This window comes from Microbacterium sp. NPDC080005 (assembly GCF_040702445.1).
In the GTDB taxonomy this organism is placed as follows: Bacteria; Actinomycetota; Actinomycetes; order Actinomycetales; family Microbacteriaceae; genus Microbacterium; species Microbacterium oleivorans_D.
On record NZ_JBFBLD010000003.1, the window covers coordinates 88,190 to 112,226 of the forward strand.

A 24,037-nucleotide genomic window follows, 5' to 3' on the forward strand; every position below is an offset into this window, starting at 1 on the left:
GGGCGCCAGCTTCAGTTGATACCGAATGGAGATCGAGACCGTCCGGTCCCGTCGATACGCTGACCGCATGCATCGACGTCTCGCCGTCCCTGTCATCGTTCTGAGCGTTGCGCTGCTCACCGGGTGCAGTCAGGGGGAGACCGACGGCGGGCTCGTTGGAACAGATCCCGAGTCGCCGGTGGCTGAGGTCACCCCGTCGGCCCCAGCACCCGACGCGACGAGGACGCCCGTGGCGCCAGTCGCGGACCCAACCCCGAGCGCCACCCCCGTCCCGGAGGCAGCAGTCGCACCAGAGTGCACCGACATCGTCACCCTCGAATGGCTTCAGGAGAACTTCCACGATCAGATCGACGGACCGGACGAGTACGAGTTCAGCGGCGCGGGCCTGCCTGGTCCCGCCGCGCAGCGAGCCGCAGACGAGTCGGAGACGCTCCGAGCGTGCGCGTGGGGGATCCCTGGCTCCGACGGTGTCTTCACCGTGTCCATCCACACCATTGCGCCGGACGTGCTGGGCCCGTTCGTATCCGCCCTCGAGTCGTCCTCGAAGTACACCTCCCGCGAGGACGGATACGTCGGCCCCGACGGGCCGCCCGCCATGACGTTCTCTTATGCATTCGAGGAGGGCATCGGATACGGACTCTCCTACGCGTTCCACAACGGGTACTGGGTCATCTCCTCCGGCACCATGATCAGCCCCGACGACGCCGTCGCCCTCACCCAGAAGGCACTGACCGCCACTGCCGCCGCCAACAGCTGAACACCGCCACCGCCCGCGACTCGCCGCCACCTTTCGGGGGAGTAGGTCGTTCGGGCTTTGGTCGGGAGATCGGGCCGATCGAGAGGGACGAGTTGGTCACCAAGCGGCTGCTCTTCGCTAGCAAATGACGGCCCCCTATCTCGCCCGCTCCTGCTGTCTGGTGAAGTCGCCGTTTCGCGCCAGAGGTGGGCATGCGGAAGAGTGCAGAATTCACTCGTGTGGTCCGCGTCGCTAGCTCTTGAACCTTGGGGCAGGTCGGGGCGCTTAGGACGCTCGTGGTCCTGTGTGCAACCCGTGAAGACCAGTAGCGACCTGATGGGGTGCGACGTGCAGCCTGCCAAGCGGCGTGGCTGACATAGTTGGCCTCAATCGTGAGGTCGCGGGTTCGCGCCCCCCGCTACGCAAAACCCCCGGCTCCACTCGGGGGTTTCGTTGTCTCCGGGTCAGCCCGCGGTCGACTTCCGGACGACGAGCTCCGGCGGGAACACCGTCTGGCGCGCGATGCTGTCCGGGTCCTCCGCCTCCTCGAGCAGCACGCGGAGCGCGGTGCGTCCGATCATGCGACTCGGCTGACGGATGGACGAGAGGGGCACCGCAGCCGCTGCGGCGAAAGGCGTGTCGTCGAAACCGATGATGGCGATGTCGCCGGGGATCGTCGCGCGTCCATCCATCGTCATCGACTGCAGCAGGCCGAGGGCGAGCAGATCGTTCGCGGCGAAGAGGGCATCGGGCCAGTCCCGACGCGGGCGGGAGAGGATCCTCGCCCCCGCGGCGACGCCCTCGTCGACGGTCATCGCGTTCGTTGCGACGACTTCGAGGTCGACGTGGTCCCCGGCGTTCTCAGCGGCGGCGCGCGCCCCCGCGAGGCGATCGGTGACCTGGCGGATGTCGAACGGACCTCCCACGAAGGCGATGCGACGGCGCCCGGTCTCGATGAGGTGATCGACGGCGAGGCGCCCGCCCGCGACGCTGTCCACCGACACCGAGGAGAATCGACCGTCCCCGCTGAAGCGGTCGACGAGCACCGCGGGGATGCCGCTGGCGCGAAGCCGCTGCAGCCGTCCGGTCACGTCGCCGTACGGCGCGATGAGGAGTCCCCGCACCTGCTGCTCTTGGAACAGGTCGAGGTAGAGCCGCTCGCGGGAGACGTCCTCGTCGGTGTTGCCGTAGAGGATGGCGATGCCGTGCTTGGTCGCCTCGTCCTCGGCGCCGCGCACGACGTCGTTGTAGAACGGGTTCTGCCCGTCCAGGACGACGAAGCCGACGGTGCGGGAGTCTCCCGCCCTCAGTTTCCGCGCCGCGTCGTTGCGGACGTAACCGAGTTCCTCGATCGCGCGTGTGACCCGTTCGACCGAGTCGGGAGAGACCTCCTCGGGCCTGTTGAGCACGTTCGAGACGGTGCCCACGGAGACGCCGGCGCGCTCGGCGACGTCGCGGATGCGGACCGGCATGGCACCTCCTTGTCCCACCGGGGTCACGTTTCGATCTCTCTGGCACTTCGGCTTGACCCGCGCGGGTCGATGTCCATACAGTAGCGTGAAATCATCCTGAATCGATTCAGGCAATCGTCACCGGCATTCACCTGCTCGGCCGACCTCGATGAGGAGGAACCCGTGGTCCTCGACGGCGAACCACCGACGGCGCACCCGGCGCTCGAACTGTCCCGCGTCATGAAGTCCTTCGGGGCTGTCGTCGCGTTGCGGTCCGGCAGTCTCGTGCTCGAATCGGGTTCGATCCACGCCCTCATCGGCGAGAACGGCGCCGGCAAGTCGACGCTCGTCAAGATCATCGCGGGCCTGTACCGCCGCGATGCGGGGGATTTCCGCTTGAACGGAGAGGCGGTGGATTTCACGAGCACCGCGCAGTCGAAGGCGGCCGGCATCGCCGTTATCTACCAGGAGCCGACGCTGTTCCCGGACCTGTCGGTGACCGAGAACATCTTCATGGGTCGCCAGCCCACGAGCCGCCTCGGCCGGATCGACCGCAAGGCCATGCGCGACGAGGCGACGCGCATCTTCCAGCGCCTCGGCGTCGCCCTCGACCCCGACCGGGTGACGGAGGGGCTGTCCATCGCCGACCAGCAGATCATCGAGATCGCGAAGGCGATCTCCCTCGACGCGCGCGTGCTCATCATGGACGAACCGACGGCCGCCCTGTCGGGTGTGGAGGTGGAGCGTCTGTTCGCCGTGGCGCGCAGCCTCCGCGACGAGGGGCGAGCGCTCCTGTTCATCTCGCATCGCTTCGACGAGGTCTTCGCGCTGTGCGACACGGTCACCGTCATGCGTGACGGGTCGTACGTCGAGACGACACCGCTCGCGGAGACGACCGTGGACGACCTCGTGCGCCAGATGGTCGGGCGCGACGTCACCGAGCTCTTCCCGAAGCTCCCCGCGACCGTCGGCGACGTCGTCCTCCGCGTCGAAGGCCTCACTCGTCGTGGCGTCTTCCGCGACATCAGCTTCGAGTTGCGGGCCGGCGAGATCGTCGGTCTCGCGGGTCTCGTGGGCGCCGGACGCAGCGAGGTCGCCCGGGCGGTCTTCGGAGTCGACACGTATGAGTCGGGAACCGTCACGCTGCATGGCGACTCCCTCCCCAAGGGCAGCCCGCAGAAGGCGACCGCCCGAGGGATCGCCCTTGTTCCCGAGGACCGGCGCAAGCAGGGGCTCGTCCTCGACGACGGCGTGTCCCGCAACGTGACACTCGCGATCCGTTCCAAGCTCGCGCGCTGGGGCCTGATCTGGACCGGGCTCGAGAACGCCGCAGCGCGCGTGTGGTCGAGCCGGCTCGAGGTCAAGACCGCGGCATTGGATGCCGAGACCGGGACGCTCTCGGGAGGCAACCAGCAGAAGGTCGTCCTCGGCAAGTGGCTCGCCACCGAACCCACGGTGCTCATCGTGGACGAGCCGACACGCGGCATCGACGTGGGCACGAAGTCGGAGGTCCATCGCTTGCTGAGCGAGCTCGCACAGCAGGGCCTCGCCATCCTGATGATCTCGTCCGAACTCCCCGAAGTCCTCGGCATGGCCGACCGCGTCCTCGTGATGCGCGAAGGCCGCCTGACCGGTGAGTTCTCCCGGGATGAGGCGACACCGGAAGCGGTCATGTTCGCCGCGACGGCGGATGCGGAGGCCGCAGCATGACCTCGGCGACGACCACGCGCGCGACGCGCACCGCATCCGGCTTCCTGCGCTCCGTCGCGACGGCCCGCGAGAGCGGCATCGCCGTCGCCCTCATCGTCGTCGTCATCGCGGCGACGACGGCCAACGGCAACTTCCTCTTCTCGCCGGACGGGTTCCGCGACCTGCTGCTCACCCCGTCGCTCCTGCTGCTCGTCGCGGTGGGGCAGGCGATCGTCATCATCACCCGCAACGTCGATCTCTCGGTCGGGTCGACGGTCGGCCTCACGGCGTACCTCACCGGACGCCTGTTCATCGACATCGACGGCGCCCCGGTCATCCTCGTCTTCGTGGCCGGCATCGTGCTGGGCGGCGTCCTCGGGGCCATCAACGGCCTGCTCGTGGCGTGGGCGAAGGTACCGGCGCTCGTGATCACGCTCGGCACGATGTACACCTATCGCGGCATCAACGTCGCGTGGGCGGGCAGCGACCGCATCAACGCCTCCGACCTCCCGAGGGAGTTCCGGGGACTCGGCACGCAGCAACTCATCGGCATCCCCGTCCTCACGATCATCGCGGTCGTCGTCCTGATCGCGGGAGCCTGGTACCTCCGCAACATCCGCGGAGGGCGGGAGTTCTACGCGATCGGGTCGGACCCGGCGGCAGCCCACCTCTACGGGCTGAAGGTCAACCGACGCATCATCTCGGCCTTCATCGTCTCGGGCGCGCTCTCGGGCCTCGCCGGCGTCCTGTACGCCGCCCGGTACGGGACCGTCAGTTCGGCCGCCGGCTTCGGCTGGGAGCTCCAGGCCATCGGCGCGGCGGTCATCGGCGGCGTCGCGATCTCGGGCGGGGTGGGGACCGTGTGGGGCGCTGCGATCGGCGCCTACCTGCTCCTGACCATCAACCGTGCGCTCCCGATCCTCGGCATCGACGACTTCTGGCAGCGCGCCGTCGTCGGTGTGCTCATCCTCGGCTCGATCGTGCTCGACCGCGTCCTCGCGGTCCGGCAGCATCGACGGCTCATCGCACAACGGGAGGACGACCGATGACCGCGGTCACGACCGGCACCGCAACGGTGCGCACGTACCGAGACCACGCGCGGCCGTTGTGGCGCCGGCTGCTCCTGACGCGCGAGGCCGCGATCATCGGCATCCTGGTCCTGGTCATCGCGGTCGCCCTCGGGACCGTCCGCAACTTCGACAGCCCGCTGACGGTCACCTACCTGCTGCGCGACATCGCGCCGATCCTCCTGATCGCGCTCCCGATGACCCTGATCATCATCACCGAGGAGATCGACCTCTCGGTGGCGAGCATCGTCGGTCTGTCGAGCGTCATGACCGGCATCCTGACCCAGGCCGGACTGCCCTTTCCGCTCGCCGCGGTCGTCGCGATCCTCGTCGGTACGGTGGCTGGGGCGGTGAACGGCTTCCTCATCACGGTCGTCGGGCTGCCCTCGCTCGCGGTCACCATCGGTACGCTCGCCCTCTTCCGCGGCATCGCCGTCGGTCTGCTCGGGACGACGGCGATCACCGACTTCCCCGAGGAGTGGACGGACCTGGCGAAGGCGAACATCCCGGGCACACCCGTCCCGGCGATCATCGCGCCGTTCATCGTGCTCGCCATCGTCTTCGCGGTGCTGCTGCATTTCACGCCGTTCGGCCGTGCGCTCTACGCCATTGGTCTCAACAAAGAAGCCGCCCACTTCTCGGGCATCGACGTCGCGCGCAGCAAGTTCACGCTCTTCGTCCTCTCGGGCGCGGTCTCCGGCTTCGCCGGCGTGTACTTCACGCTCCTCTACTCCAACGCCCGCGGCGACAACGCCATGGGAATGGAGCTGCAGGTCATCGCCGCGGTTCTCCTCGGCGGCGTCTCGATCTTCGGCGGCCGCGGCGCCCTCCACGGGGTGATCGCGGGCGTCCTGCTCATCGGCACGCTCGGCAGCGCACTGCGCCTGGCCGGCGTGACGAGCGACATCATCAACGTCATCACGGGTGTGCTCCTCATCCTCTCCGTGGTGTCGGCAAGCTTCCTCGCCTGGCTGCACCGGAGTAGGGCTGCAGCGCTCGGGCGAAGGACGGGACGGCGCGGCGCGGACGACGGCGTCGCCGGAGGCCCAACCCGGTAGCACCCACCGCGACACCCATCGCACCACGGAAGGAAACAATGATGTTCGGATTCACGCGCACCCGCCGCGCAGGCGCCGTCGCCGCGCTGGCCTTGGGAGCAACGCTGGTGATCGCCGGCTGCAGCGCCGGCGGCGGCGACACCGGCGGCAACGGGGGAGGTGGCGAAGGCGGCGACGTCTCGATCACGATGCTGCCGAAGAACCTCGGCAACCCCTACTTCGACACCTCGACCTCGGGAGCCGAGGCCGCCGCCGACGAACTCGAGGCCTCGTTTGAGGAGGTCGGCCCGTCGGAGGCCAGCCCGACCTCCCAGGTGCAGTACATCCAGACCGCGGCGCAGCAGGGGGCAAGCGCCCTGATCGTGTCGGCGAACGACCCCGAGGCCACCTGCGACGCCTTGGACGAAGCGCGGTCGGCCGACGTCAAGGTCGTGACGTTCGACTCGGACACGAACCCGGAGTGCCGCGACCTGTTCATCAACCAGGCGACGTCGGAAGGTATCGCGAAGGTCCAGGTGGACCTCATCGCCGAGCAGATCGGTGACGCCGGGCAGATCGCCGTGCTGTCGGCATCCGCCAACGCCACCAACCAGAACGCCTGGATCGAGCTGATGAAGTCCGAGCTCGAAGCCAGTCACCCCGACATCGAGCTCGTCGACGTCGTCTACGGCGACGACGACGACCAGACCTCGTTCGACCGCACCGCAGCGCTCCTGCAGACCTACCCGGAGCTGAAGGGTATCGTCTCGCCGACCACGGTCGGCATCGCCGCGGCCGCCCGCTACCTGTCGGACTCGGAGTACAAGGGCAAGGTCGCGCTGACCGGCCTCGGCACCCCGAACCAGATGCGCGAGTACGTCGAGGATGGCACCGTGACCGCGTTCGCCCTGTGGAACCCCGCGGACCTCGGCTACCTCGCCGCCTACGCCGCCGATGCGCTCGCGAAGGGCGACATCGCGGGAGAAGCGGGCGACACCTTCGAGGCGGGCAAGCTCGGCGAGTTCACCGTGGAGGACGGTGCCACCGTTCTGCTCGGAGACCCGTTCGTCTTCACCGCGGACAACATCGGCGACTTCGACTTCTGAGTCGGCGATCACCGGGGGGTCCTGCTCGCGCAGGGCCCCCCGTTGTCGCCCGGGCGTCGACCGGGGAAGCGCCTCAGCCCGCGAGCAACGCCCCCGCGAGATGCTTCGCGCGATCGAGGCGGTGCGAGTCGCCGTCCAGTCGCTGATGCGCGATCGCGCCCTCCACGAGCAGGAAGACGTGTTCGGCGACGTCCGGCGCGGGCCTCCCGAGGTCGGATGCCACGAGCTCGCCGATCCGGTGGGCGACGCGGGCCTTGTGCACGCGGATCACGTCCCAACCCGGGTGCCCGGGCGGCAGCTCCGCCGCGGCGTTGAGGAACGCGCATCCCTGTCCTGACGGATCGGCATCCTCTGCATACGCGTCGAACACGGTGAGGGTGCGCAGAGCGGATGCCGCGGTGATCCGCTCCTCCCAGCGCGCCCACCACGCGGTGTCACGGCCCTGCAGGTACGCGACGACGAGGGCGTCCTTCGACCCGAACCTGTCGTACAGCGTGCGCTTCGTGGCGCCGGAATCGTCGGCGATGGTGTCGACGCCGACCGACGCGATCCCGCGCGCGTAGAAGAGCCGCGTCGCGGCATCCAGGATCTTGGTCGCTCCGGGCGTCAGGGGGGCCGGTTCCGTCGCACTGATCATGCGCCTAGGCTACTTCACAGATCTGTGAAGTGAGGATGCCTATGAGTGACGCCACGTTGACGGCCCGGCGGACGGTGGCGTTGTCGGCGGCCGGCATCTCGCTCATCGCCGCCTGCTACGGACTCGCCCGATTCGCCTACGGGCTGTTCGTCCCGGCTTTCCGGTCCACCTTCGAGCTCGACGGCGCCACCATCGGAGCGATCGCCGCGATGAGCTACGTCGCCTACGGCGCCGGCATCCTCTACGCGACCGTCGCGACACCTCGTCTGGGCGCGCGGTTCGTCTCCGTCTCGGCGGGCGGGCTCGGCGCCATCGGCTGCGCCCTCATCGCCGCGGCGCCGACCCCCGGCATCCTCGCCCTCGGTGTCGCGGTCGCCGGGTCCAGCACCGGCGTGGCCTCACCGCCCCTCGCGCAGGTCGTCGCCCGGCGGGTCCGCGAGCAGCGCCGCGACCGCGTCCAGACGATCATCAACGCCGGCACGGGCCTGGGAGTGCTCGTCTCGGGACCTGTCGCCCTCCTCGCGGGCGACCAGTGGCGTCTCGCGTGGGCGGCATTCGCGGTGCTGTGCGCCGCCACCGCGGTGTGGGTCGGCGCGGTCGTCCCGTCGGCTGCGGACGCCGGGAAGCGTGAACCGCGAGCCCGGCCGCGGATTCCGGCCGGAGCGACCCCGATGGTGTCGGCCGCCGTCGTCGTCGGCCTCGGCACCGGGGCGGTATGGACCTTCGGGCAGGACCTCCTGCAGGGCACGGGCGGGCAGAGCGCCCAAGCCGCGGCCGTGGTGTGGATCGTCCTCGGCGCCTGCGGGCTCGGCGGCGCCCTCGCGGGAGGAGTGATCGGGCGGGCCGGCATCGTCCTGACCTGGCGGATGCTGGTGGTCGCGGCATCCGTCGCGACAGCGGTGCTCGCGTTCGCGCCGTCGTCCTTCCTGATCGCGGCATTCGCGAGCGGCGTCTTCGGCGCGGTCTACATCGCGGTCACGGGGGTGCTGCTCGTGTGGAGCACGCGGATCTTCGTCGAGAGCCCCGCCACGGGCGTCGGCGCCGCCTTCCTCGCGCTCGCCCTCGGTCAGGCCCTCGGCTCGCCGTTGATCGGATGGGTCGCCGACCTCGCAGACCTGCGCGTGGCGATCGCCGTCGCCGCCGGTCTCGGCCTGGGAGCGCTCGTGTTCGCCCCGCCCCGCCACCCCTGAGCGCCACCGGAACCCGGCGGACGGGTCAGCGGAAGGCGTCGATCTGGGTGCTCTCGTCCGCCACCCGGACGCCGTGACGATAGGCGAGCTCGCCGCCCAGCCAGCCCGAGACCCCGATCCCGGCGAACGCGACGAGAGCGATCACGAACGCGGCGACGTTGATGTCGTCGGGCGTGCCGAAACGCAGGACCGCGCTCACCACGAACAGGACGAGAGCGGCGAGATTGAACCCCACGTGCGCGAGAGCGGTGCGCCGTGCATCCGTGCCGCGTTCGAGGGTGAGGAAGTCGAGGAAGCCGAGGACGGATGCCGCGGCCGCGCCGGCGATCCCGATGATGAGGAGCACGCGAGCCCCGATCACGAAGGGCTCGGGATCGTCGACGAAGAACGAGATCAGGTCGAAGACGAGAGCTGCCGTCCACGCGCCGATCGGGATCGTGACCGCGGTGGCGTGGAACGGGTGGCCGTACGGTCCGGCGAGGGGCGATCGGGGGCGCTTGGCGCGGCGCAGCGCCTCGGCGGCGGGAAGGCGGACAGTCATGGGAGTTCCTCCGTCGTCAGGGATGGGGTGTGGTCTTCGGCGCGCATGACGGCGCGCATGTCGCCCCGCATGTCGGGCTCGTCAGCGCGGGGCGTGTGGAGTGAGCCCGCCGTGAGCGGTCGCCGGTGTCCCCGCCGACGTTCGACCTCGCTCAGCGAGGCGGCGAGATGATCCGTCAGCCGGGGAAGCGCACGCGCCGACAGAGCCCCGAGAGTCGCCTTGACGCCGACCGGACGCGTGAGGCGCGGACGCGTGCAGGCACGCAGCACCGCAGCGACCGCTCGGGCGGGATCCTCCATGGCCGCCATCCGAGGCGTCCGGCCGAGACGGTTAGCCACATGCCGCCAGAGCGGGGTGTCGAGCGCCCACGGCAGGACGGAGGCGAGGTGGATGCGGTCCGCATGAGCGGTCAGACGCACCTCCTGGTGAAGGACCCGCGTCAGCGTCTCCAGCCCCGCCTTCGACGCGGCGTACGACGAGTGGTACGCCAGCGGGACGGCGGCTTCGAGCGAGCCGACGTTGACGAGGGTGCCATGGCCCTGTCCGATGAAGGCGGTCAGCGCCGCGTGGGATCCGTTCAGGGCCCCGCCCAGCGTCACCTCGACGACGCGGTGGTGGTCCGACAATGGGACGTCCCAGAAGCGCCCGACGGCGGTCACCGCTGCATTGTTGATCCAGACGTCGATCCCGCCATGCCATTCGAGAGCTTGTCGGGCGAGCGCGGCGACGGCGGCAGCGTCGGAGACGTCGGTCGGGACGACGAGAGCCCGGCCGCCGCGGGCCCGCAGCTCGCGAGCGAGATGTTCGAGAGCATCCGCTCGCCGCGCGGCGAGGACGACTCGCGCCCCTCGCGCGGCGAGGGCCATCGCGGTGCCGCGACCGACTCCGCTGCTGGCTCCGGTCACGACGACCGTCGCGTCCTGCAGATTTCGCCTCCGGCTCATGCCCCGCAGAGTGGGGCCGTCGTCGCCTGAGTCGGAGGGGCTTGCGCGCGGTCGCGGCTCCCGCTATCGCGACGTTCGGATTAAGCGCGGATGCAAGAGATTCGAGGCGACACGCCGTCGAGCACAGCCTCGAAGCGGCGTGTCGAGCCGGATCCGTTGCATCCGCGAACGGGTCAGAGGTCCTCTGGCGCCAGGTCGCCCTCGCCGTCCTCGCCCATCTCGACGATCACCGGATCCTCGCCCTGAGACTCCGGCTGGATGTCGCTCGCGGCATATGTCTCTTCAGGATCCTCGGCGGGGGCGTCGTCGAGCGGGACGCCCTCGAACTCCGCGTCCGCTGCGGCGGTGTCGCCGACGGTCGTGTCACCGAGCGGCGCGTCGTCCGGATCGAGGCGGATGCCGTCGTTGTCGCTGGTCTCGGGAGTGCTCATGTCGCGGTCCTTCCGTCACAGATCCCGGCACGGTCGCGCCGGACCCTCCACCCTGCGCCCAGCCGGTGCCCGTTCGCACGGGCTGTCGCTCGCTGCGCGCCTCGGCTACCCTGCCGCGATGACCACGCGGCTGCTCCTGATCTCCGACACGCACATCCCCGGTCGTGCCCGGCGCCTTCCCGACGTCGTGCTTCGCGCAGCGGATGCCGCCGACCTCACCGTCCACGCGGGGGACTGGGTCGCGGCATCCGTCCTCGACGAACTGGCGACGCACGGCGACGTCCTTGGCGTGTACGGCAACAACGACGGCGAGGATCTGCGCGCCGTCCTGCCGGAGATCGCGCGTCGAGAGATCGAGGGCGTCCGCATCGCCGTCGTGCATGAGACCGGCCAGAAGCAGCGCCGCGAGGAGCGGATGGACGCCGCATTCCCGGATGCCGACCTGCTCGTCTTCGGTCACAGCCACATCCCGTGGGACACGGCGACGCCGCGCGGCATGCGCCTGCTGAATCCGGGCTCGCCGACCGATCGCCGGCGTCAGCCGGAGCACACGTTCATGACGGTCGAGCTGTCGGACGGCGGCATCCGTTCTGTCCGACTGCACAGCATCTGACGGCTTGCCCTTCGCGCTCCGAGGAGTACTATCGCTGTCGAATTGCTAGAAAAGCGAGGTAAATCTCATGGCGAAGGACTCCCGGCGGTGGTTCGGTCTCGTCTTCATCAGCGTCGCGGTCTCGCTCATCATCGTCGACTCGACGATCGTCAACGTCGCCGTGCCCTCGATCGTCGAGGAGCTGAAGATCAGCTCGACCGAGGTGCAGTGGGTGCAGGAGGTCTACACCCTGGTGTTCGCGTCGTTCCTGCTCCTGTTCGGCGCCTTCGCGGACCGTTTCGGTCGGCGGCGCATCATGCTGCTCGGCGTCTCGATCTTCGCCGCCTCGTCGGTGCTGGCGAGCTTCGCCCCCACCGGCGAGCTGCTGATCCTCGCCCGCTTCGTGCAGGGAATCGGTGGTGCGATGATCCTGCCGACGACCCTCTCGCTCATCAACTCGACCTTCCGAGGGCGCGAACGCGGCATCGCCTTCGCGGTGTGGGGCTCCACGATCGGCGGCATGGCCGCGCTCGGGCCGCTCCTCGGCGGCTGGCTGACGACCGCGTTCTCCTGGCGGTGGGCGTTCGGCATCAACGTGCCGCTCGGGATCATCATCGTGATCGGCGTCCTGCTGACCGTCGGGGAGTCGCGTGAGACGCGGAAGCGATCCATCGACGGCGTCGGCGCCCTCTTGTCGGTGATCCTGTTCGGGTCGCTCGTGTTCGGTCTCATCGAGGGGCGCACCTTCGGGTGGTGGACGGCCGAGGACGGTCTGACGATCGGCGGCTGGGAATGGCCGCTGCCCGTCTCGCCCATCCCGTTCGCCTTCGCGATCACCCTCATCGCGCTGGTGCTGTTCGTTTGGTGGGGCCTCCGCCGCGGCCGCCGCGGACAGGACCCGCTGATCGACTTCTCGCTCCTCAGCATCTCGTCGTTCCGCAACGGCAACATCGCCGCCCTCGTCGTGTCGCTCGGCGAGTTCGGTCTCATCCTCGCGCTGCCCCTCTGGCTGCAGTTCGTCCTCGGCTTCGACGCGCTGCAGGTCGGGTTCCTGCTCCTCGCCCTCGCCGGCGGATCATTCGTCGCGAGCGGTGCCGCGGGAGCGTTCAGCGGCAAGGTACCCCCGGTCGTCGTGGTGCGCGTCGGCATCCTGGCCGAGATCATCGGCATCGCCTGGGCGGGGTTCATCATCGGACCGGATGCCGCCTGGGGCTGGCTCATCCCCGCGCTCGCCGTCTACGGGTTCGGCGTCGGCCTCGCGACCGCACAACTCACGGGCGTCATCCTGCAGGACGTCCCGGTCGAGAAGTCCGGCCAGGGCTCGGGCATGCAGTCCACGGCCCGTCAGGTCGGCTCAGCGCTCGGCGTCGCCATCCTCGGCACCGTCCTGTTCACGACGACCGGCGGCCTGCTCGCGTCTTCGCTGGACGATGCCGGTGTGCCCGCCGCGCAGGCCGACAACGTCGTCTCGGCCGTCGTCGACTCGGCAGGTGCGGCGATCGCGGGGCTCGACGCCGACCCGTCTCAGGCGCAGGTGGCGGATGCCGCACGTACGGCGTTCTCGGACGGCACCCGGGCGTCGGCGTTGACCGCCGCAGGCTTCCTCGTCGTCGGCCTCGGTGCCACGTTCGCCCTCGGCTCCGCGCGCAGGCCCGAGGAGTCTCAGGAGTCGCGGCCGGCGGAGCGCGTCCAGGGGTCGTAGTCGACCTCGAGCGGCTCCTGCGGGGGTCGCTCGAGGTCGGGCACGTGCTGCAGGTTCACGCGCACGCGGTACCAGAGCGAACTCGACCCGCGCATGCCGTCGACGAGGACATCGGCGGGGGAGAGGCGTCGCACGACGTCCGGATGCCGCTCCTTCCACCGGTCCAGGCCGGCAAGGGCCTCCTCCTTGGTGGCGGCGCGCGAGATCTCGACGAGCGGCATCGTCGACTGCCGCCGCCCCGTCCCGTCGCCGCCCCGGGGCGCCTTCTCCGCAGGCCCCAGGCGTTCGGCGAGGTCGAGCAGCCGGTCGAGCGACCCCGGGGCTTCGTCGATGCCCGCGTGCGCGTCGCCGCGCTCCGCGAACAGCTTCGGGACGGTGCGCACCGTGAAGGCCTCGGGGCGGACGTCTCGCAGCTCGTCCCACTCGATCGGCATCGACACCCGCGCGTCGGGGAGCGGACGGACCGAGTACGCCGACGCCACGGTCCGGTCCTTCGCGTTCTGGTTGAAGTCGACGAACACGCTCTCGCCGCGCTCCTCCTTCCACCAGTGCGCGGTCGCGAGGCCGGGCGCCCGGTTCTCGACCTCCCGCGCGAACGCTTGGGCGGCGAGCCGCACCTGCGGGTAGTCGTGCGCGCGGTCGGTGCGGACCAGGATGTGGATGCCGCGCGACCCCGACGTCTTCGGCCAGCCGACGAGTCCCACGTCGGCGAGCACGTCGCGTGCGATGAACGCGACGTCGACGATCTGCGACCACTCCACGCCGGGCATCGGATCGAGGTCGATGCGCAGCTCGTCCGGGTGGTCGAGGTCGTCCGCGCGGACCGGATGCGGATTCAGATCGAGGCATCCGAGCCCCACCGCCCACACGAGGCCCGCGGCATCCTGGATCACCGCTTCTTCGGCGCTCGTCCCCGAGGCGTAGTGCAGCGTGGCCGATGACACGAAATCCGGGCGATTCTCGGGGACGCGCTTCTGGAAGAACGCCTCCTGGCCGATGCCCTTCACGAACCGCTTCAGCACCATCGGCCGATTCGCGGCGCCCCGCAGGGCGCCATCGGCCACCGCGAGGTAGTAGTCGGCGAGGTCCCGCTTGGTGATGCCGGGTTCGGGGAAGACCACCTTGTCGGGGCTCGACAGCCGAACCTCGTGCCCGTCGACCTCGAGCGTGACCGCGTCGTCCTTCTTCGCCATACGCCCGGTCTACCCGCTCGGCGGCGGGGTCGCCACGGGGTTGCGCCCGGGCGGGGTGTCTACGATCGGAGGGTCCTGTCCGGCATCCTTCCTGGAGGTCCCATGTCCACGCCCGTGTCCGGCACGGCCGCACTCGACCACGCCGCCGACCTGGCCGACTTCGTCGCTGCGTCGCCGTCCAGCTACCACGCCGCCGCGGAGGTCGCCCGTCGGCTGCGCGAGGCCGGCTTCATCGAGCTCGACGAGCGCGACGCGTGGCCGGCGCAGCCGGGCGGCCGGTTCCTCGTCGTCCGGGACGGCGCGGTCCTCGCCTGGATCGTCCCCCCGGCAGCGGATGCCGCGACCGGTGTCCACGTCTTCGGGGCGCACAGCGACTCTCCGGCTCTCAAGCTGAAGCCCCGGCCGACCACCGGAAGCCACGGCTGGCTCCAGGCCGGCGTCGAGGTCTACGGCGGTCCGCTGCTGAACTCGTGGCTCGACCGCGAATTGCGCCTCGCGGGCCGCCTCGTCCTCGACGACGGCACGAGCGTCCTCGCCGCGACCGGCCCGCTCCTGCGCCTCCCGCAGCTCGCGATCCACCTCGATCGCGAGGCGAACGACGGCCTCGCGCTCGATCGGCAGCGCCAGACCCAGCCGGTCTGGGGGCTCGGCGACGCCGACGCCGCCGACCTGCTCGCCGAGCTCGCAGCGCAGGCCGGTGTCGATGCGAACCGCATCCGCGGGTACGACGTCGTGACGGCGGACGCCGCTCGCGGCGCCGTCTTCGGCAAGGACGACGCGTTCTTCGCCTCGGGCCGCCTCGATGACCTCGCTTCGGTGCACGCCGGTGTCGTGGCACTCGCGCGCGCAGCCGAGGGGTTCGACGGGGAGCGCATCGCGATGCTCGCCGTCTTCGACCACGAGGAGGTCGGGTCCGCGACCCGGTCGGGTGCGGCGGGTCCGTTCCTGGCCGACGTGCTCGAACGCATCCAGCTGAGTCTGGGCGCCGATCGCGAGCAGCAGCTGCGTGCGCTCGCCTCATCGTGGTGCGTCTCGAGCGATGTCGGCCATGCCGTGCACCCGAACTACGCCGAGAAGCACGACCCCGTCGTCCAGCCGAGACTCGGCTCGGGTCCGATCCTCAAGATCAACGCCAACCAGCGGTACGCGACCGACGGCGCCGGTGCCGCCGCCTGGCACGGCTGGTGCGACGCCGCCGGAGTCGGCTCGCAGGAGTTCGTCTCGAACAACGCCGTCCCGTGCGGCTCGACGATCGGGCCGATCACGGCGACCCGGCTGGGTATCGCCACGGTCGACGTCGGCATCCCCATCCTGTCGATGCACTCGGCGCGGGAGCTCGCCGGCGTCAGCGACCTGCACGACCTCGCCCGCGTCGCCGAGGCGGTGTTCACCGCGTGAGACGACGGATGCCGCGGGTCCGCCGACGAGGTGTCGGGGACCCGCGGCATCCGGGGTCGCTGGCGGGTCAGTACCAGCCGCTGGACTGCGAGTGGCTCCACGCGCCGCAGGGGCTGCCGTAGCGGCCGTCGATGTACCCGAGACCCCAGGCGATCTGCGTGGCGGGGTTCGTCTTCCAGTCGGAGCCGGCGCTGCCCATCTTGCTGCCGGGCAGGGCCTGCGGGATGCCGTAGGCGCCGCTCGAAGAGTTGTAGGCCTGGTAGTTCCAGTGCGACTCCTTGTTCCAGAGCGAGACGAGGCACGAGAACTGGTCGTCGCCCCAGCCGTAGCTGCCGATCATGCTCCGGGCCGTCGCCTGCGCGGCGCCTGCGGACGTGCCGGAGGCGGCACGCTTGGACGTCCCTGCGGAACTCGACGAGCTCGACGAGCTCGACGAGCTCGAGGAGGAGCTGGAAGAATTCGAGCGCGCCTCGGCGGCGGCGGCCTCCTCGGCGGCCTTCTTCTCAGCGGCGGCCTTGGCGGCAGCCTCTGCCTTGCGCTTCTCCTCGGCCAGGCGCTCCTTCTCCTTCTGGACCGCCGCATCGAGGCGGCCCTGCAGGGCGCCGGTCTGCTCGTTCACCTGGGCGACCTCCGCCTCGACGGCGGCAGTCGCGTCCCGCGTGTCGAGAAGCAGCGGAAGGGCGGAGACGCTCTCGAGGTCCGAGACCGCCTGCGCCAGATCATCGGTCTCGACCGTCGTGTCCTTGGTGCCGACGTCGAGCTTCGACGCCGCGATGTCGGTCGTGACCTTCTTCGACGCGGCGACCGCATCGTCGGCGCGGTCGAGAGTCGACTCGATCTTCGCGGCGGGCACCGAGGTCGCGACGCCCTCCGTCAGCGAATCGGGCAGGGCCTTCGTGAAGGAGGCCAGTGCGATCGCCGGCGTCGGCTCCGCCTGCGCGGTGGCGGGTGCCGGGGCCATCGCGGTGGCGCTCGCGGCGATGGCGAACGCGGTGGTCAACGTCGTGAGGACGAGGACCGGACGGCGCCGGAGCCGGCGGGCGGCGGCGCGTGTGGTGCGGATGGAGCGGCGGGTGGGGGTGGATGACGTGTCTGTAGGCATGCAGAGAAAAAGGTTCCGTGTAGCGAGAACACGCTCCGACGGAGCGCGCGTGACCGTTCGGGCGGGCACGAGTCGCCCACTCTGGCCGACGTTCCTGAGCGTTACCCGAACGTTACCTGGACAACGCCCGCCCGGGCAGCCGGAGAAAAAGACCTGATCAACGTCGCTGGGAACTTCCTAACCCCGGGTCTGCCGTGCCGTGAACGATATATCGTTGGGTATCGGTCACCATCAGAAGGAGACAGCATGAACAGCTCATTCGGCTCGCAGGGCTTCGGTTCGAGCGGCTTCGGCACCGGCGGGCGCGGTTTCGGATCCGGGGCGCAGGGCTTCGACCTCAGCGGTCTCGGCGCCAATCTCATGGAGGCGTTCGAACAGTTCCGCACCCAGTTCGACCAGCGCCCCGCATCGCCGAGGATGAGCCGCGGCGATGTCCGCACCGCCGTGCTCGCCCTCCTCGCAGAGAAGCCCATGCACGGCTACCAGATCATCCAGGAGATCGACACCCGCAGCGGTGGTTCATGGAAGCCCAGCGCCGGTTCGGTCTACCCGACCCTGCAGCTGCTCGCCGACGAGGGTCTGATCGTCGCCGAAGAGGCGAACGGGCGGAAGACCTATTCGCTGACGGACGCCGGTCGCATGGTCGCCGAGGAAGCCGCCGCATCCGCTCCGTGGGAGACCTCGGCGCCGCAGAAGGAGCGCTCGCACCGCGCGTCCGCTCTGCCCAAGGCGGGGGTCGAGCTGGCGCAGGCCGCGGCGCAGGTCGCGCGTTCGGGCTCGCCGGAGCAGGTCGCGCAGGCCGTCGAGATCCTCGATGAGGCCCGCCGCCGGCTCTACGCCCTGCTCGCGCAGGGCTGACCCGCGTGGCAGCACGGCGTCGGGGAGGCGACGACCTCCCCGACGGCCGCGACGCGCGAGCGCGCTATCGACGCATCCTCCGGTTCGCGGCGAGAGCCCTGATCGTCACGTGGTGGTTCGAGCTGTTCCTGCCGAGGATCGGCCTCGGCTGGATCGGTGTGCGCGGCCGATCGGCGCGGATGCAGCGGATCGCCCGGCGGTTCCATGCGCTGGCGATCGACCTGGGCGGGCTCATGATCAAGGTCGGCCAGTTCATGTCGTCCCGGCTCGACGTGCTCCCGCCCGAGATCACCAAGGAGCTCGAGGGTCTGCAGGACGAGGTGCCCGCCGTGCCGTTCCCTCTCATCACGGCGGAGGCCGAGGAACAGCTCGGTGTCACCCTCGATCGGGCGTTCGCCACGATGGAGACGGTCCCGGTCGCCGCGGCGTCCCTCGGCCAGGCGCATCGTGCCCGACTGTCCGCGGAGGACGCTCAGCTCACCGGTCTGGACGCGGTCGTCGTGAAGGTGCAGCGCCCGGGCATCCAGGACATCGTCGACACCGACCTCGCGGCGCTGAGGCGTGTCGGTCGGTGGCTCAGCCACGTGCGCATCGTCTCGGACCGGGTCGACGCCCCGCAGCTCGTCGAGGAGTTCGCGGAGACGAGCCTGGAGGAGATCGACTACCTGCACGAGGCAGCGAACGGCGAACGATTCGCCGCCGACTTCGCGGGCGACCCCCGCGTGGCCGTTCCGGCAGTCGTCTGGGAGCGCACCTCCCGGCGCACCCTGACCCTCGAAGACGTCACCGCGATCAAGATCACCGACCACGAGTCTCTCCGGGCTGCGGGCATCGATCCCGCCGAGGTGGCGCAGGTGTTCGCCTCCGTCATGTTCGACCAGGTCTTCACGCACGGGTTCTTCCACGCCGACCCTCATCCGGGCAACATCTTCGTGACCCCCATGCAGCCGGCGGATGCCGCGGATCCTGCGACCCCGCCGTGGCGACTCACGTTCATCGACTTCGGGATGATGGGCGAGGTCCCGCCGAGCCTGCGCGCGGGTCTTCGTCGCCTGATGATCGCCGTCGCAGCACGGGACGGCGTCGCTCTCGTGCAGAGCATCCGCGATGTGGGCGTCCTGCTGCCGAGCGCCGACACGAGCGAGCTCGAACGCGCCATGACCCAGTTGTTCGCCCGGTTCGGGGGGATGGGGTTCGCCGAGCTGCGAGAGGTGGATCCGCGTGAGTTCCGCGCCTTCGCGATCGAGTTCCAGGACGTCGTCCGGTCGCTGCCCTTCCAGCTGCCGGAGAACTTCCTCCTCATCGTGCGCGCCATGTCGCTCACGTCGGGCGTCTGCAGCGCGCTGGATCCGGCATTCAACCTGTGGGATGCGGTCGAGCCCTATGCGTCCCGCCTCGTCCGCGAGGAGGGGCGGAACGCCGTCACCGACGTGCTGCGTCGTGCCGTCACCTCCCTCACCACCGCCTCGCGCCTGCCCGGCCGTGTCGACGACCTGATCACCCGGGTGGAGGACCACCGCATCACGCTGCCCGACCCTGCGCTGGAGCGTCGCGTCGCGCGCCTCGAGCAGTTGGGCCGGCGGACCCTCTCGGGCATGCTGTTCGCCGGGCTCCTCGTCGGAGGCGCCGTGATCCGGCCGGACGATCCGGTTCTCGGCGGGGTCCTCATGACGGGGTCGCTCCTGCCGCTCGCGCACGCGGTGCTCGCGGGGGTGTTCGGCCGCCGCTGGTGAGCCGGGCTGGTGAGCCGGGCTGGTGAGCCGGGTCGCCGCCTAGGATGAGTCGGGCGCACCGGCCGGACGGTGGCGGCGCGCGGAGGAGGCGGCATGGCCGGCAATCGCAGGACCTGGGTGCTCGTCGACGGCGAGAACATCGACGCGACCCTGGGCGGGTCGATCCTCGGACGGCGTCCTCAGCCCGACGAGCGTCCTCGGTGGGACCGGATCCTCTCCTTCGTCGCGGAACGCTGGAACCAGGACGCGCGCGGCCTCTTCTTCCTCAACGCCTCCACCAACCTGCCGATGTCGTTCGTGCAGGCCCTCCTCGCCCTGGGCTACCAGCCCGTGCCGCTGTCGGGCGACGCCGACGAGAAGGTCGTCGACCTCGCGATCCAGCGGACGCTGCGCGCCCTGCAGGACCACGGGGACGACGTCGTGCTCGTCAGCCACGACGGGGACTTCGTCGATGACCTCGGTGTCCTCGCCGACGGGTCGCGCCGCATCGGGGTGCTCGCGTTCGAGGAGTTCCGCAACGCCGGGTTCGGGCAGATCCCCGGCATCCGCTTCTTCGATCTCGAGTACGACGCGGGCGCGTTCGATGCGCAGCTGCCCCGCGTGCGCATCATCCCGATCGACGAGTTCGACCCGGAGCAGTTCCTGCGCTGAGCGTGGTCAGGCGAAGCGGACCCAGTTCGCGCCGCGACCGGTCTCGTACCGACCTTGCAGGTGCAGGTCGGCGCCGTCGACGCGGTAGAGCGACACCGACGTCGACTGCTCGCCGGCTGCGACGAGCAGCGTGCGGTCGTCGCTGACGGCGAACCCACGAGGCTGATCCTCGGTCACGACGAAGCCCGTCGGCTCCGAGAGCGAGCCGTCGGCGCCGATGCGGAGGGCCGCCAGCGTGCTCGCCGTCCGCTCCGACGCCCAGACCACGCCGTCGGTGAGGTGGATGTCGGCGCCCCAGACATAGTGGTTCTCGCGCGGATCCTCGTCGATGACGCTGTGGCGCAGCTTCTCAGCCGGGTCGTGCGCGGGAGTCGACGACAGCAGCTCGAGCGTCCCCGCCGCCGGGTCGCGACGGTAGCGCAGCACCTCGCCGGTGAACTCCGTCAGGACGTACACGGTCTCCTCGTCGTCGCTGAACGCGAGGTGACGCGGGCCGCTGCCGGTGGGCGCCGCCGCCGTACCCGGGTCCAGCGGCGCGAGGGTGAGGTCGTCGCCCAGGGCGCACTGCGCGATGAGATCGCTCTCCAGCGAGACGAAGTAGACGTGGCGGCCGTCGCCGCTCGCGAGCACCGAGTGCAGCCGCGGGAAGCGGAGCTCGGCGGCGGGCGGGCTGACCACTCCGTAGGCGTCGACGGCGCACACGATCCCGTACCCGCCGGAGTACGCCGCACCCAGCAGCACTGAGCCGTCCCGCGTGAGGGCGAGGTAGTTCATCGCGCCGTCCGGCAGTGCCACCCGCGTCAGCGGCGTGAGCTCACCCGTCTCACGATCGAGCGACAGGGTGAGGATGCCGGCATCCGGATTCTCGTCATCCGCTTTCACCGACGCGTAGACGAGGCCCCTCTCGGGATCGACGGCGAAGTTCGAGCAGCCGGTGGTCCCGGCGGTGACCGCGAGCCGGTCGAGACCGGCCTCCGTCACACGGAACGTGCTGATCGACGATTCACCGGCATTGGCCACGAGGACGAGCGAAGGGGACATACCTCGATCGTAGGCCGCCCCGGCCGGGCGCTCCGCGGCCCGGGAGTAGGGTCGAGACATGCGTTTCGTGTGGGACCCCTCCTCGTGACCACGACACCCCCCCTCACCCGCACCCCCCGCTACTACCTCAGCGCGGTGGGCATCGGTCTGCTCGCCGGCCTCATGTCGGGCATGTTCGGCGTGGGCGGCGGAACCGTGATCGTGCCTCTTCTGCTGACGCTGCTCGTCTTCGATCAGAAGCGTGCGGCGGGCACGTCGCTGGCCGCGATCGTCCCGACCGCCGCCGTCGGCGTCGTCTCATACGCCGCCGTCGGAGCGGTCGCCTGGGTGCCGGCGCTGATCCTCGCGGCCGCCGCCGTCGTGGGCGCGCAGATCGGGACGTGGCTGCTCGCCCGCTTGCCGCAGAACGCGATCCGCTGGGGCTTCATCGCCTTCCTCGTGGTCGTCATCGTGATGCTCTTCATCGTCGTGCCCTCCCGCGAGGCCGAGCTGCCGCTGTCGTGGCTGACGGGATCGGGGCTCGCCGTGCTCGGCGTCTTCACGGGTGTCATGGCGGGCCTGCTCGGCGTCGGCGGCGGCGTCATCGTCGTGCCCGCACTGATGTTCCTCTTCGGCACGAGCGACCTCGTGGCCAAGGGCACCTCGCTGCTCATGATGATCCCGACCGCCATCTCGGGGACGATCGGCAACCTCCGCCGTCACAACGTCGACCTCGTCGCCGCGGGCGTCATCGGTGTCGCCGCGTGCACCACCACCGCCCTCGGCGCGTGGCTCGCGACCCTCGTCGACCCGTTCACCGCCAACGTGCTGTTCGCGGTCTACCTCACCTTCATCGCCGTGCAGCTGGCCATCAAAGCGGTCCGCGCCCACCGCGCCGGTCGCACCCGCTGACCCGGACCCGCCGCGGGCCTGGACGGTAGGATCGACCGGTGCCCGTGAATCCCGAGTTGCAAGGTCGCGTCTTCCCGCCGACCACCCCGTACCTCGTCGGACGTGAGAAGGTGCGCGAGTTCGCCCGCGCCGTCTTCGCGACCGACCCGCAGCACGACGACCCCGACGCGGCCCGCGCCCTCGGCTATGCCGATGTCGTCGCGCCGCCGACGTTCGCCATGGTGATCCAGGACGTCACCCTCCAGCAGCTGCTCAGCGAACCGGGATCGGGCATCGTCCTCGAGCGCGTCGTCCACGCCGAGCAGCGCTTCCGGTACACGCGTCCGATCGTCGCCGGCGACGAGCTCACGGGACGCCTGACGGTCACCGGCATCCGCGCATTCGGAAAGGGCGCGATGGTGACGAGTGAGGCCGAGATCACGGATGCCGCGGGGGACCACGTCGTCACCGCGACATCCGTCCTGCTGGTGGGAGGCGACGAATGACGACCCTCGAGATCGGCGCTGTCGTCGCCGAGCGCACCGTGCACCTGACCCGCGCCTCGCTCGTGCGGTACGCGGGTGCGTCGGGCGACTTCAACCCCATCCACTACAACGACGCCGTCGCCGAACGCGTCGGGCTGCCCGGCGTCCTCGCGCACGGCATGCTGACCATGGGTCTCGCGGTCGAGACGATCGTCGAATGGCTCGGCGACTCCGGCCGCATCCTCGACTACGGCGTCCGCTTCACGCGCCCCGTCGTCGTCGACACAGAGTCCGGCGCCGACGTCACCGTCGTCGCGAAGATCGGTGCCGTGGACGACGAGGCCGTGCGCCTCGACCTGACCGTCTCGCACGACGGCACCACGGTCCTCGGCAAGGCGCAGGTGCGCGTCCGCGCGGCATCCTGATGCCCGAGATCGCCCCCGTTCCCCTGGCGCAGCTCACGACGCTGCGCGTCGGCGGTGCTCCGCGCCGGATGATCGAGGCGACGACGACGGCGGAGCTCGTGGACGCCCTGCGCGATGTGTGGGAGGCGGGGGAGCGCTGGCTCGTCCTGGGCGGCGGCTCGAACCTCCTGTTCGGCGACGAAGAGTTCGACGGCACCGTGATCCTCGTCCGCACGAGCGGCGTCGAGCGGCTGCCGTCCCCGAACCCGGGGCACGTGCGGCTGAAGGTCCAGGCGGGTCACCCCTGGGACGACCTCGTGGCGCAGACGGTGGCCGCGGGTCTCAGCGGCATCGAGGCCATGTCGGGCATCCCCGGCACCACCGGCGCCGCCCCCATCCAGAACGTCGGCGCCTACGGGCAGGAGATCGTCGAGACGCTCGTCGAGGTCGAACTCATCGATGAGGCGACGGGGGATGTCTCGGTGGTCCCGGCATCCGATCTGGGACTGGGGCTGCGCACGTCGGTGCTGAAGAAGCACTGGGGGTCGGTCCCCGAACGTTCCGCCGTCGTCCTGTCGGTCACGCTCGAACTCGCCCAGGTCGGTCACGGCGACGTGCCCGTGCGCGGCGCGCAGCTGCGTTCCGCGCTCGGACTCGAGGCGGATGCCACGGTCTCGCTCTCGTGGATCCGTGAGACGGTGCTGGACATCCGGGGTCGCAAGGGCATGGTCCTCGACGAGGACGATCACGACACCTGGAGCGCCGGGTCCTTCTTCCAGAACCCGATCGTCTCGGCGCAGTTCGCCGCGACCCTGCCGCCGGAGGCGCCGCGCTGGTCGATGGCGCCGGAGCAGGAGGCCGACCGGGTGATCCCGCTCGACCGGTTCGACGGCTTCATCCCGCCGCGAGAAGGCGGACCCGCTCCCGTCAAGATCAGCGCCGCGTGGCTCATCGAGCACGCCGGCATGCGCAAGGGATTCCGGCTGCCGGGCTCGCAGGCGTCGCTGTCGACGAAGCACGCGCTCGCGCTCACCAACCGCGGGCGGGCCCGCGCGGAGGAGGTCGCTGCGCTGGCGCGACTGATCCAGCAGCGCGTGCAGTCCGAGTTCGGCGTGCTGCTGCAGCCCGAGCCGGTGCTCTTCGACGTCGAGCTGTGACCCGGGCCGCAGCCCAGCCGGC

24 protein-coding genes are annotated in these 24,037 nt (G+C 70.3%); 16 read left to right on the forward strand and 8 right to left on the reverse strand.

The genetic code is table 11. The features are described from left to right. The first annotated feature begins 229 nt into the window (after window positions 1-229). Window positions 230-757, forward strand: coding sequence for a hypothetical protein (locus tag AB0259_RS13700; RefSeq protein ID WP_366223056.1), 528 nt, complete (start codon window positions 230-232; stop codon window positions 755-757). Between the two features lie 443 nt (window positions 758-1,200). Here the strand turns inward: AB0259_RS13700 and AB0259_RS13705 are convergent, their stop codons facing one another. After that, on the reverse strand, window positions 1,201-2,208 hold the full coding sequence (locus AB0259_RS13705; protein ID WP_251578676.1) for a LacI family DNA-binding transcriptional regulator: 1,008 nt from the start codon (window positions 2,206-2,208) through the stop codon (window positions 1,201-1,203). A gap of 219 nt (window positions 2,209-2,427) precedes the next feature. On the opposite strand from AB0259_RS13705, the gene AB0259_RS13710 reads away from it, so the two are divergent. The 4 genes from AB0259_RS13710 to rhaS are packed head-to-tail and all read left to right on the forward strand — an operon-like array spanning window position 2,428 to window position 7,086. Further along, entirely contained in the window at window positions 2,428-3,897 is a 1,470-nt protein-coding gene (locus AB0259_RS13710) for a sugar ABC transporter ATP-binding protein (protein ID WP_366223171.1), read from the forward strand. After that, window positions 3,894-4,925, forward strand: coding sequence for an ABC transporter permease (locus tag AB0259_RS13715; RefSeq protein ID WP_366223057.1), 1,032 nt, complete (start codon window positions 3,894-3,896; stop codon window positions 4,923-4,925). The genes AB0259_RS13710 and AB0259_RS13715 overlap by 4 nt, the downstream gene beginning before the upstream one ends. Continuing rightward, entirely contained in the window at window positions 4,922-6,001 is a 1,080-nt protein-coding gene (locus AB0259_RS13720; protein WP_251578680.1) for an ABC transporter permease, read from the forward strand. The genes AB0259_RS13715 and AB0259_RS13720 overlap by 4 nt, the downstream gene beginning before the upstream one ends. A gap of 41 nt (window positions 6,002-6,042) precedes the next feature. Then, window positions 6,043-7,086, forward strand: coding sequence for a rhamnose ABC transporter substrate-binding protein (gene rhaS / locus AB0259_RS13725; RefSeq protein WP_366223058.1), 1,044 nt, complete (start codon window positions 6,043-6,045; stop codon window positions 7,084-7,086). Between the two features lie 73 nt (window positions 7,087-7,159). On the opposite strand, the gene AB0259_RS13730 is transcribed toward rhaS, so the two are convergent. Further along, window positions 7,160-7,723, reverse strand: coding sequence for a helix-turn-helix domain-containing protein (locus AB0259_RS13730; protein ID WP_366223059.1), 564 nt, complete (start codon window positions 7,721-7,723; stop codon window positions 7,160-7,162). 41 nt (window positions 7,724-7,764) lie between these two features. On the opposite strand from AB0259_RS13730, the gene AB0259_RS13735 reads away from it, so the two are divergent. Next, window positions 7,765-8,913: an MFS transporter gene (locus AB0259_RS13735; RefSeq protein ID WP_366223060.1), complete on the forward strand. Its 1,149-nt coding sequence runs from the start codon at window positions 7,765-7,767 to the stop codon at window positions 8,911-8,913. Between the two features lie 25 nt (window positions 8,914-8,938). Here AB0259_RS13735 and AB0259_RS13740 read toward each other — a convergent pair whose 3' ends face one another. The 3 genes from AB0259_RS13740 to AB0259_RS13750 all read right to left on the reverse strand — a co-directional run bounded on the left by AB0259_RS13740 (window position 8,939) and on the right by AB0259_RS13750 (window position 10,829). Next, complete coding sequence (locus AB0259_RS13740) at window positions 8,939-9,454, reverse strand: DUF2231 domain-containing protein (RefSeq protein WP_366223061.1); 516 nt, start codon at window positions 9,452-9,454, stop codon at window positions 8,939-8,941. Further along, on the reverse strand, window positions 9,451-10,398 hold the full coding sequence (locus AB0259_RS13745; protein ID WP_366223062.1) for an SDR family NAD(P)-dependent oxidoreductase: 948 nt from the start codon (window positions 10,396-10,398) through the stop codon (window positions 9,451-9,453). Before AB0259_RS13745 ends, AB0259_RS13740 begins: the two co-directional genes overlap by 4 nt. A gap of 173 nt (window positions 10,399-10,571) precedes the next feature. Further along, the gene (locus AB0259_RS13750; RefSeq protein WP_366223063.1) at window positions 10,572-10,829 is read right to left on the reverse strand and encodes a hypothetical protein; all 258 of its coding nucleotides are present in this window, start codon (window positions 10,827-10,829) and stop codon (window positions 10,572-10,574) included. Between the two features lie 118 nt (window positions 10,830-10,947). Here AB0259_RS13750 and AB0259_RS13755 point away from each other — a divergent pair, with 118 nt between their 5' ends. After that, window positions 10,948-11,442 carry a metallophosphoesterase gene (locus tag AB0259_RS13755; protein WP_366223064.1) on the forward strand — a complete coding sequence of 165 codons (495 nt, stop codon included), beginning with the start codon at window positions 10,948-10,950 and terminating at the stop codon, window positions 11,440-11,442. A 67-nt stretch (window positions 11,443-11,509) separates the two neighbouring features. Next, window positions 11,510-13,123 carry a DHA2 family efflux MFS transporter permease subunit gene (locus tag AB0259_RS13760; protein WP_366223065.1) on the forward strand — a complete coding sequence of 538 codons (1,614 nt, stop codon included), beginning with the start codon at window positions 11,510-11,512 and terminating at the stop codon, window positions 13,121-13,123. On the opposite strand, the gene ligD is transcribed toward AB0259_RS13760, so the two are convergent. Continuing rightward, window positions 13,084-14,316, reverse strand: a complete 1,233-nt coding sequence (ligD, locus tag AB0259_RS13765; RefSeq protein WP_366223066.1) for a non-homologous end-joining DNA ligase — start codon at window positions 14,314-14,316, stop codon at window positions 13,084-13,086. The genes AB0259_RS13760 and ligD overlap by 40 nt on opposite strands. Before the next feature lie 102 nt (window positions 14,317-14,418). Between ligD and AB0259_RS13770 the strand changes: the two genes are divergently transcribed. After that, on the forward strand, window positions 14,419-15,714 hold the full coding sequence (locus AB0259_RS13770) for a M18 family aminopeptidase (RefSeq protein WP_366223067.1): 1,296 nt from the start codon (window positions 14,419-14,421) through the stop codon (window positions 15,712-15,714). Between the two features lie 67 nt (window positions 15,715-15,781). Here the strand turns inward: AB0259_RS13770 and AB0259_RS13775 are convergent, their stop codons facing one another. Further along, window positions 15,782-16,816: a hypothetical protein gene (locus AB0259_RS13775; protein WP_366223068.1), complete on the reverse strand. Its 1,035-nt coding sequence runs from the start codon at window positions 16,814-16,816 to the stop codon at window positions 15,782-15,784. A gap of 246 nt (window positions 16,817-17,062) precedes the next feature. Between AB0259_RS13775 and AB0259_RS13780 the strand changes: the two genes are divergently transcribed. The 3 genes from AB0259_RS13780 to AB0259_RS13790 all read left to right on the forward strand — a co-directional run bounded on the left by AB0259_RS13780 (window position 17,063) and on the right by AB0259_RS13790 (window position 20,058). Continuing rightward, window positions 17,063-17,674, forward strand: a complete 612-nt coding sequence (locus AB0259_RS13780) for a PadR family transcriptional regulator (RefSeq protein ID WP_251578699.1) — start codon at window positions 17,063-17,065, stop codon at window positions 17,672-17,674. 5 nt (window positions 17,675-17,679) lie between these two features. Then, window positions 17,680-19,407, forward strand: coding sequence for an AarF/UbiB family protein (locus tag AB0259_RS13785; protein ID WP_366223069.1), 1,728 nt, complete (start codon window positions 17,680-17,682; stop codon window positions 19,405-19,407). A gap of 93 nt (window positions 19,408-19,500) precedes the next feature. After that, the gene (locus AB0259_RS13790) at window positions 19,501-20,058 is read left to right on the forward strand and encodes an NYN domain-containing protein (protein WP_251578703.1); all 558 of its coding nucleotides are present in this window, start codon (window positions 19,501-19,503) and stop codon (window positions 20,056-20,058) included. Between the two features lie 6 nt (window positions 20,059-20,064). Here AB0259_RS13790 and AB0259_RS13795 read toward each other — a convergent pair whose 3' ends face one another. Continuing rightward, window positions 20,065-21,099 carry a beta-propeller fold lactonase family protein gene (locus tag AB0259_RS13795; RefSeq protein ID WP_366223070.1) on the reverse strand — a complete coding sequence of 345 codons (1,035 nt, stop codon included), beginning with the start codon at window positions 21,097-21,099 and terminating at the stop codon, window positions 20,065-20,067. 84 nt (window positions 21,100-21,183) lie between these two features. On the opposite strand from AB0259_RS13795, the gene AB0259_RS13800 reads away from it, so the two are divergent. The 4 genes from AB0259_RS13800 to AB0259_RS13815 are packed head-to-tail and all read left to right on the forward strand — an operon-like array spanning window position 21,184 to window position 24,015. Continuing rightward, entirely contained in the window at window positions 21,184-21,990 is an 807-nt protein-coding gene (locus AB0259_RS13800) for a sulfite exporter TauE/SafE family protein (protein ID WP_366223071.1), read from the forward strand. A gap of 38 nt (window positions 21,991-22,028) precedes the next feature. Beyond that, window positions 22,029-22,475 (forward strand): MaoC family dehydratase N-terminal domain-containing protein, encoded by a 447-nt coding sequence (locus AB0259_RS13805; protein WP_251578708.1) that lies wholly within the window; start codon window positions 22,029-22,031, stop codon window positions 22,473-22,475. Beyond that, the gene (locus AB0259_RS13810) at window positions 22,472-22,879 is read left to right on the forward strand and encodes a MaoC/PaaZ C-terminal domain-containing protein (protein ID WP_366223072.1); all 408 of its coding nucleotides are present in this window, start codon (window positions 22,472-22,474) and stop codon (window positions 22,877-22,879) included. The genes AB0259_RS13805 and AB0259_RS13810 overlap by 4 nt, the downstream gene beginning before the upstream one ends. After that, complete coding sequence (locus AB0259_RS13815; protein WP_366223073.1) at window positions 22,879-24,015, forward strand: UDP-N-acetylmuramate dehydrogenase; 1,137 nt, start codon at window positions 22,879-22,881, stop codon at window positions 24,013-24,015. Before AB0259_RS13810 ends, AB0259_RS13815 begins: the two co-directional genes overlap by 1 nt. The last annotated feature ends 22 nt before the right edge of the window (window positions 24,016-24,037 follow it).

Excerpts from the sequence above, each read along its gene's own strand:
- AB0259_RS13705 (WP_251578676.1), bottom strand. The coding sequence starts at position 2,208 with ATGCCGGTCCGCATCCGCGACGTCGCCGAGCGCGCCGGCGTCTCCGTG.
- AB0259_RS13710 (WP_366223171.1), top strand. The coding sequence starts at position 2,428 with ATGAAGTCCTTCGGGGCTGTCGTCGCGTTGCGGTCCGGCAGTCTCGTG.
- AB0259_RS13715 (WP_366223057.1), top strand. The coding sequence starts at position 3,894 with ATGACCTCGGCGACGACCACGCGCGCGACGCGCACCGCATCCGGCTTC.
- AB0259_RS13720 (WP_251578680.1), top strand. The coding sequence starts at position 4,922 with ATGACCGCGGTCACGACCGGCACCGCAACGGTGCGCACGTACCGAGAC.
- rhaS (WP_366223058.1), top strand. The coding sequence starts at position 6,043 with ATGTTCGGATTCACGCGCACCCGCCGCGCAGGCGCCGTCGCCGCGCTG.
- AB0259_RS13730 (WP_366223059.1), bottom strand. The coding sequence starts at position 7,723 with ATGATCAGTGCGACGGAACCGGCCCCCCTGACGCCCGGAGCGACCAAG.
- AB0259_RS13735 (WP_366223060.1), top strand. The coding sequence starts at position 7,765 with ATGAGTGACGCCACGTTGACGGCCCGGCGGACGGTGGCGTTGTCGGCG.
- AB0259_RS13740 (WP_366223061.1), bottom strand. The coding sequence starts at position 9,454 with ATGACTGTCCGCCTTCCCGCCGCCGAGGCGCTGCGCCGCGCCAAGCGC.
- AB0259_RS13745 (WP_366223062.1), bottom strand. The coding sequence starts at position 10,398 with ATGAGCCGGAGGCGAAATCTGCAGGACGCGACGGTCGTCGTGACCGGA.
- AB0259_RS13750 (WP_366223063.1), bottom strand. The coding sequence starts at position 10,829 with ATGAGCACTCCCGAGACCAGCGACAACGACGGCATCCGCCTCGATCCG.
- AB0259_RS13755 (WP_366223064.1), top strand. The coding sequence starts at position 10,948 with ATGACCACGCGGCTGCTCCTGATCTCCGACACGCACATCCCCGGTCGT.
- AB0259_RS13760 (WP_366223065.1), top strand. The coding sequence starts at position 11,510 with ATGGCGAAGGACTCCCGGCGGTGGTTCGGTCTCGTCTTCATCAGCGTC.
- ligD (WP_366223066.1), bottom strand. The coding sequence starts at position 14,316 with ATGGCGAAGAAGGACGACGCGGTCACGCTCGAGGTCGACGGGCACGAG.
- AB0259_RS13770 (WP_366223067.1), top strand. The coding sequence starts at position 14,419 with ATGTCCACGCCCGTGTCCGGCACGGCCGCACTCGACCACGCCGCCGAC.
- AB0259_RS13775 (WP_366223068.1), bottom strand. The coding sequence starts at position 16,816 with ATGCCTACAGACACGTCATCCACCCCCACCCGCCGCTCCATCCGCACC.
- AB0259_RS13780 (WP_251578699.1), top strand. The coding sequence starts at position 17,063 with ATGAACAGCTCATTCGGCTCGCAGGGCTTCGGTTCGAGCGGCTTCGGC.
- AB0259_RS13790 (WP_251578703.1), top strand. The coding sequence starts at position 19,501 with ATGGCCGGCAATCGCAGGACCTGGGTGCTCGTCGACGGCGAGAACATC.
- AB0259_RS13795 (WP_366223070.1), bottom strand. The coding sequence starts at position 21,099 with ATGTCCCCTTCGCTCGTCCTCGTGGCCAATGCCGGTGAATCGTCGATC.
- AB0259_RS13810 (WP_366223072.1), top strand. The coding sequence starts at position 22,472 with ATGACGACCCTCGAGATCGGCGCTGTCGTCGCCGAGCGCACCGTGCAC.
- AB0259_RS13815 (WP_366223073.1), top strand. The coding sequence starts at position 22,879 with ATGCCCGAGATCGCCCCCGTTCCCCTGGCGCAGCTCACGACGCTGCGC.